The 5,631-nt window shown below is 65.1% G+C and carries 8 protein-coding genes; 1 reads left to right on the top strand and 7 read right to left on the bottom strand.

What is annotated here, in order from left to right; all coding sequences use genetic code 11:
• From ENN83_RS01565 to ENN83_RS01595, 7 genes are all read right to left on the bottom strand, one after another.
• Positions 1-289: hypothetical protein (locus tag ENN83_RS01565; protein ID WP_287183286.1), on the bottom strand; the 289-nt coding region annotated here is incomplete at its 3' end.
• 74 nt (positions 290-363) lie between these two features.
• Positions 364-768 carry a hypothetical protein gene (locus ENN83_RS01570; protein WP_287183288.1) on the bottom strand — a complete coding sequence of 135 codons (405 nt, stop codon included), beginning with the start codon at positions 766-768 and terminating at the stop codon, positions 364-366.
• A complete protein-coding gene (locus ENN83_RS01575) occupies positions 765-2,093 on the bottom strand; it encodes a recombinase family protein (protein ID WP_287183289.1) in 1,329 nt (442 codons plus the stop codon). The genes ENN83_RS01570 and ENN83_RS01575 overlap by 4 nt, the downstream gene beginning before the upstream one ends.
• Positions 2,090-2,545 (bottom strand): DUF2924 domain-containing protein, encoded by a 456-nt coding sequence (locus ENN83_RS01580; protein WP_287183290.1) that lies wholly within the window; start codon positions 2,543-2,545, stop codon positions 2,090-2,092. The genes ENN83_RS01575 and ENN83_RS01580 overlap by 4 nt, the downstream gene beginning before the upstream one ends.
• Positions 2,546-2,868: 323 nt before the next feature.
• Positions 2,869-3,597 carry a hypothetical protein gene (locus ENN83_RS01585; protein ID WP_287183292.1) on the bottom strand — a complete coding sequence of 243 codons (729 nt, stop codon included), beginning with the start codon at positions 3,595-3,597 and terminating at the stop codon, positions 2,869-2,871.
• On the bottom strand, positions 3,594-3,824 hold the full coding sequence (locus ENN83_RS01590) for a hypothetical protein (protein ID WP_287183294.1): 231 nt from the start codon (positions 3,822-3,824) through the stop codon (positions 3,594-3,596). The genes ENN83_RS01585 and ENN83_RS01590 overlap by 4 nt, the downstream gene beginning before the upstream one ends.
• Positions 3,825-3,826: 2 nt before the next feature.
• On the bottom strand, positions 3,827-4,504 hold the full coding sequence (locus ENN83_RS01595) for a LexA family transcriptional regulator (protein ID WP_287183296.1): 678 nt from the start codon (positions 4,502-4,504) through the stop codon (positions 3,827-3,829).
• Between the two features lie 116 nt (positions 4,505-4,620).
• Between ENN83_RS01595 and ENN83_RS01600 the strand changes: the two genes are divergently transcribed.
• A complete protein-coding gene (locus ENN83_RS01600) occupies positions 4,621-5,304 on the top strand; it encodes a hypothetical protein (RefSeq protein ID WP_287183297.1) in 684 nt (227 codons plus the stop codon).
• Positions 5,305-5,631: the final 327 nt, after the last annotated feature.

A 5,631-nucleotide genomic window follows, 5' to 3' on the forward strand; every position in this document is an offset into this window, starting at 1 on the left:
CGTCGGTCGGCGTCAGTTCGAACCCGTCGTCGTCGGCATCGTCGTCCGAGGAGTCCTCGCCTTCGTCCTCATCCTCGTCAGCATCGACCACCCGCATGATCGACCCGCCCCGCCCACGGCCTCTGGCAAGCAGGCCATCATCCACCAAGGCGTCGCGCGCGGTGGCGTAGTCGTCATCGGTCAGGCCCGGGACACGCTCGCGCAGCAGCGCCATCATCGCGCCGTTGCCGATGGAGGAGCCATCTTCGGGCATGAGCGAAAGGATCAGGTCGGTCAGGCTATCAGACATGGCGCGCGCGAACTCACGAAAAGGGCTTGTTTTCCATTACCCTATCGCGGGAATTGTCTGTTTGCACGCCTGATTCAGCCCTGAGGCGGTCTTGGCTCGCCCCAGAGCGCGCGCTGTTCCTGCCAGTCCAGCGGGAAAGGGTCCATCATGTTCGCGAGTATAACGCCCGCGGGCTGACGGCCGTCCATGATGCCATCGACGATCTCGGGTGAAAGCAAGGTCAACCGCATCAGCCGCGCCATATAGGTGAAGGCGATGCCCTCCCGCTCGGCCAGTTCGGAGATGGACGAGAACTCGCCGGTCTCCAGCATGCGCTTCCAGCGGAACGCGCGCGCCAGTGCCTTGACCAGCGTGCTGTCCGTCCTGCGCACCTGTGTGGCGCCCTCGGGCAGCTGCATCTCCTTCCGCCCGCCGCGCTTCACGACGCGGAACGGGACGTGGAGCGTCACGGTCTCGGTGATCGGCGCTCCGCGAGTCATGCCGCTTCTCCAATCCCGCCGGTCAGCATTTCGCGCGCAAGGCTGCCGAGGCCGTCCACGCGAAGGCGGACGTTCAGGCCGTTCGTGCCGATGTCGACGCGCTCGACCAGCAGCGTCGCGACGCGGGCCTGTTCGGCGGGGAACAGTTTGTCCCACAGCGGATCGAGTTGCTGCAGTGCTGCTCGCGCGTCGGCCTCGGTGATGTCCTCGGCATGGGCGCGCGCCGCCTTCCACGTCCCTGCAATAATCTCCGGTTGGCGGAACACGGCGGCGCGGAGCTGGTCTATGACAGCGCACTCGATCTCGTCCGCAGGCACGCGGCCGACAGGACACGCACCAGCACCATGTTTCAGCACCGTCTGGCTGACATAGTATCGGTAGAGGCGATCCCCCTTCCGAGTATGTGTCGGCGAGAACGCGGCGCCATCGGGCCCGAACAGCAGCCCCTTCAGCAGCGCGGGTGTCTCGGCGCGTGTCCGCATAGCCCGCTTGCGCGGGCTCTCCTGCAGGATGGCATGGACGCGGTCCCACGTCTCGCGGTCGATGATCGCGTCGTGCTCGCCGGGATAGCTCTCGCCTTTGTGGACCGCCTCACCGATGTAGGCGCGGTTGTTCAACATCCGATACAGGTATTTCTTGTCGATCCGGTTGCCGCGGGGCGTGCGGATGCCGCGCTTGGCAACCTCTCGCGCCAGTTCCGTCCCCGATCCAATCTCGAGGAAGCGGGCGAAGATCCAGCGGACGTGCTCGGCGTACTCCTCGTCGACCAGCAGTTTCCGGTTCTCGACGCGGTAGCCGAAGGGCGGTACTCCGCCCATCCAGATGCCTTTGCGCCGCGAGGCCGCGACCTTGTCGCGGATCCGCTCGGCCGTCACCTCGCGCTCGAACTGGGCGAAGGACAACAGAATGTTCAGCGCAAGGCGCCCCATTGACGTGGTCGTGTTGAAGGACTGGGTCACCGAGACGAAGGTCACGCCGTTGCGGTCGAACACCTCGACCAGTTTGGCGAAGTCCGCCAGCGAGCGGCTGAGGCGATCGATCTTGTAGACCACCACCACATCGACCAGCCCGTCCTCGATATCAGCCAGCAATCGCTTCAGGCCGGGGCGTTCCAGCGTGCCGCCGGAGATGCCGCCGTCATCATACTGGTCGCGGACGAGCACCCAGCCTTCGGACCGCTGGCTGGCGATGTATGCCTCGCATGCCTCGCGCTGGGCGTGCAGGCTGTTGAACTCCTGCTCCAGCCCTTCCTCGGAGGACTTCCGGGTGTAGACGGCACACCGCAGCTTGCGGACGACCTTCGATTTTTCGGGCGGCTTCGTCATGTCCGCCCCCTGTGGTTCTTGAGGCCGAAGAACACCCAGCCGTTCCAGCGGGTGCCGGTGATGGCGCGCGCAATAGCCGACAGCGACTTGTAGGGCCGTCCCTGCCATTCGAAGCCGTCGGCGGTGACGGTGACGATCTGTTCGACGCCCTGCCACTCGCGCAGCAGCCGCGTGCCGGTGATGGGACGGTCACGATCGGCGCGGATGCCGCGCTTTCTCGTGTCTCCGCCGTCTAGTTCCTCGCCAAGCCGTTCCAGCCGCCGGATCGTCTCCGGCTTCAGCCCGCCATAGGCGAGTTCCTGGATGCGGTAGGCGATACGGCTTTCAAGGTAGCGACGGTTGAACGGCGGCGGCTCGCTGTCGAACAGGTCGCGCCACTGCGCCTTCAGGTCCGGCGTCGTGGCGGTTTTCAGCGCAGCCAGGCGCGCGGGAATGGGATCGTGGGTCGTCATGCGGGTCTCCGGTGAGTTGGAGTTGCATGACGGCATCGGTCGGCCGGAGAGTGTAGGCGAATTTCTCCAGTATCGTCAGAAGGTTCGACCTGTTCCCGCAGCTGCAGGCGGACCAGCCCGAGCGCCAGCAGGCCGCACAACTCGGCGCGGCGCTCGGCGGGAGTCATCTGGTCGGGCGGCAGCGGGTTTGAACCCCGCTGTGGATTTGTCGGCACGTTTCGCATGGGGGAAACGCTACCCGCACACCCTCCGAAAACAATCGGATTCAAAAGCTTATGGGAGTTCTGCGTAGGCCCGCGCAGAGGATAGGAACCGGCGGAGCCTCAGTGACGTATCGCCGGCGCGACCTGGGGATCGGTGTCGAGAACCACCGCCGATCTCCAGAGCGGCGTCTTCATTAACACCACCTCCTCGAAGCGATAGCTGGCCGTTCCCCGCTCTTGCTGCAACAGGCCAGCCCAGCAGAGCGGGCGCAGCACCTGGATGTAGAGCTGGCCCATCACCTCGTCGTGCGGGAGCGGGCCAGTCTCGGGCTCGCCGAAGAACACGCGGCGGAGGTGCGCGCCGGTGGCGCCGTCCTCGGTCTCGACGTTGAGCACGTTCAGGAACACATCCCAGTTGCCAAGGATCGGCGCATCGTCAAAGCGCGACATGCTGGCGTGGTTGATCCGGAACAGGAAGAACGGGACAACCGTGCCGAAGATCCGGCCTGGATGGCCCGCCAGCGCCTGGCCTGCCTTTGTCAGGCGGAACTCGCCCTTGTAGTACCGCCCGAGCTTCATTGCGATCATCAGGTCGTGCAGCACCATGAGCGGGGCGAAGTCGGGCTCGTTCAGCACCTTGTTGACGGCGAAGAGGTCCGCCTCGGTGTGGCCGGGCCAGTCGAACTCAGCCGCGGCCCAGTGCACGAAGACCCGCTTGAACGCCTTGGATGGCGTCAGGGGGATGCCGCCGTACTCACCGATCCAGGCGAAGGTCTTCTCGATCCCGCGCACCAGCGGCGAGAACGCCAGCGCCGGGTCGGCATCGTCGATGTCGCGCCACGCAATCATGATCGGCGATCCTTGCGCGCCAGATCAGCCATGGCCTTGCTCAGCAGATGTCGCGGGATACTGACCAGCGCGAAGCGTTTCTTGTCCGATGGTGCCTCATCATGGGGCGACTCGATCACCAGTTCGACGTGATCCTCGGTGGCGTGCAGTTCCACCGTGATGTCGGCGTCCTCGAAGTCCACCTCGTGACGACGGCCGTTTCCGCCGCGAATGATGACATGGGCCATGCTCAGAGCTCCCGCGCGAACCAACGGATGCGGCCGACGATGTGGATCTCGTCGGCCGTTCTTTCGTATTCGGGATAGTGCTTGTTGTCGGAGATGACGCGCACCGCGGGCGGGTCGCTGTTGGGGATGTGCTCGAGTCGCTTGGCGACCAGCCCCATCCCGTCGTCCAGCACAAAAATGCCGGGTGGGTTGGGCGCGCGGCGGGTCATGTCGACCAGCACCGCGTCGCCGCTCAGCAGAGTCGGCGCCATGCTGTCGCCTTCGACATGCATGATGCGCAGCTGCGACGGGGTGGCCTTGAGGCTGTTTCGGATCCAGGAGCGGCGGAAATGATAGACCCGGCCGGGCGTGTCGCCGTCCTCGGTCACGACGGCGCCGCCGCCCATCGCGGGGCGCGGGGTGGCGTGGGCGATGGCAACGAAGGCGTCGTCAGGATTGTCCAGGAAGGGGGGCTTCCCCTCCACCTCACCGATGCCATGGATCAGCCAGTCGCGATCCACCTTCAGCACGCGGGCGACCTCGGCCAGCCGGTCGAGGCCGGGACGGGCGGAGCGGCCGCGCAGAATGTCGTAGACGAAGGAGCGGTGCACGCCGGCCATTTCGGCGACATGGGCAGGCGTCAGGCCGAGCTGATTGGCCCGGGCTCTGAGGCGGTCGGAAAGCGTGTGGTGCTCGGTCATGTCATCCCCACCCATCTGTGGATAAAATAGGATAAAATCGGATTGATTGGGGCCCGTCAAGCGAATAAGAACAGAAGGTAAACATCTTACACGGGAATCGGCGTGGAGGGCAGTGAATGCACATCGACAAATTGTACTTCACGCTCCCCGAGATCCTCGAGCGCTGGCAGATCACGGAAGCCGACCTGATCTACCTCGCGGAGAACGACAAGCTGCGTCTGTCGGTGCGCGTGTTCGGCGCGCCCATGGAGTTCGGGGACGTCGAGGAGGATGATCGAGGCCAGCCCTACAAGGTGCCGTGGGAGCAGAGCTACTACAGCGGCCTGCTCGATCTCCATGCCCGCGATGTGTTCCAGCTCTTCCGGTGCGGCGAAGTCCATCTCCAGAGCTTTCGGACGCCGAAGTCCGATTACGCCGAGACCTGGGGCGATGCGCAGCCCGTCCTCGTGATGATCGGCGACCTGCTGCTAAGGCGCGATGAACGCGACCGATTCGAGATCGAGACCGGGTTCTCGCCCGGCGGACAGCCGATGGAGGAGGCCACCTTCATCCACTCGGCCGACTACCTTGAGGTTTGCTGCAACGGCTGCCGGTTCAAGCTGGGCCCGATCCAGGCGGAGGTCGTGCGCGCGCTGCACGAGGCCGCGCAGGCCGGCGTACCCTGGCAGAACGGCAAGGCGATCCTGTCGCGCGCCGGCTCGAAGAGCCTGCGCATGGCCGACGTCTTCAAGTCGCAGAAGGACTGGCGACAGCTGATCCGGTCCGACCGCCGAGGCGGCTACCGCCTGAATCTCGACTGACCGATCCCCTTCCGCCTCATCCCCCGTGGGATCGGGAGGGGGATGGGTGATGGATGGTGGGGGATGATGGTGCCCCATCCGCGGTCAGAACCCTGTCCCGCAAAGGCCGTCTGATCCCCCTCCGCATCCCCCGCCAGTCCCCACGACATCCCACACCGTAATTTCGCACTGTCTCCTCAACGACGACACGAGAGGAGACACCGATGCTTGTCTTACGACGATCACAGGCTCCCGGGTTAGAAGGGAGCCGCTGCCCGGCACCTTAAATATGCCGGGCAGCGGCGGCGGTTGGATCGTAATGGGCTGGGTCGTGATGGACCGTTCTGC

The sequence above is a fragment of the Rhodovulum sp. genome (assembly GCF_011048875.1).
In the GTDB taxonomy this organism is placed as follows: domain Bacteria; phylum Pseudomonadota; class Alphaproteobacteria; order Rhodobacterales; family Rhodobacteraceae; genus Rhodovulum; species Rhodovulum tesquicola.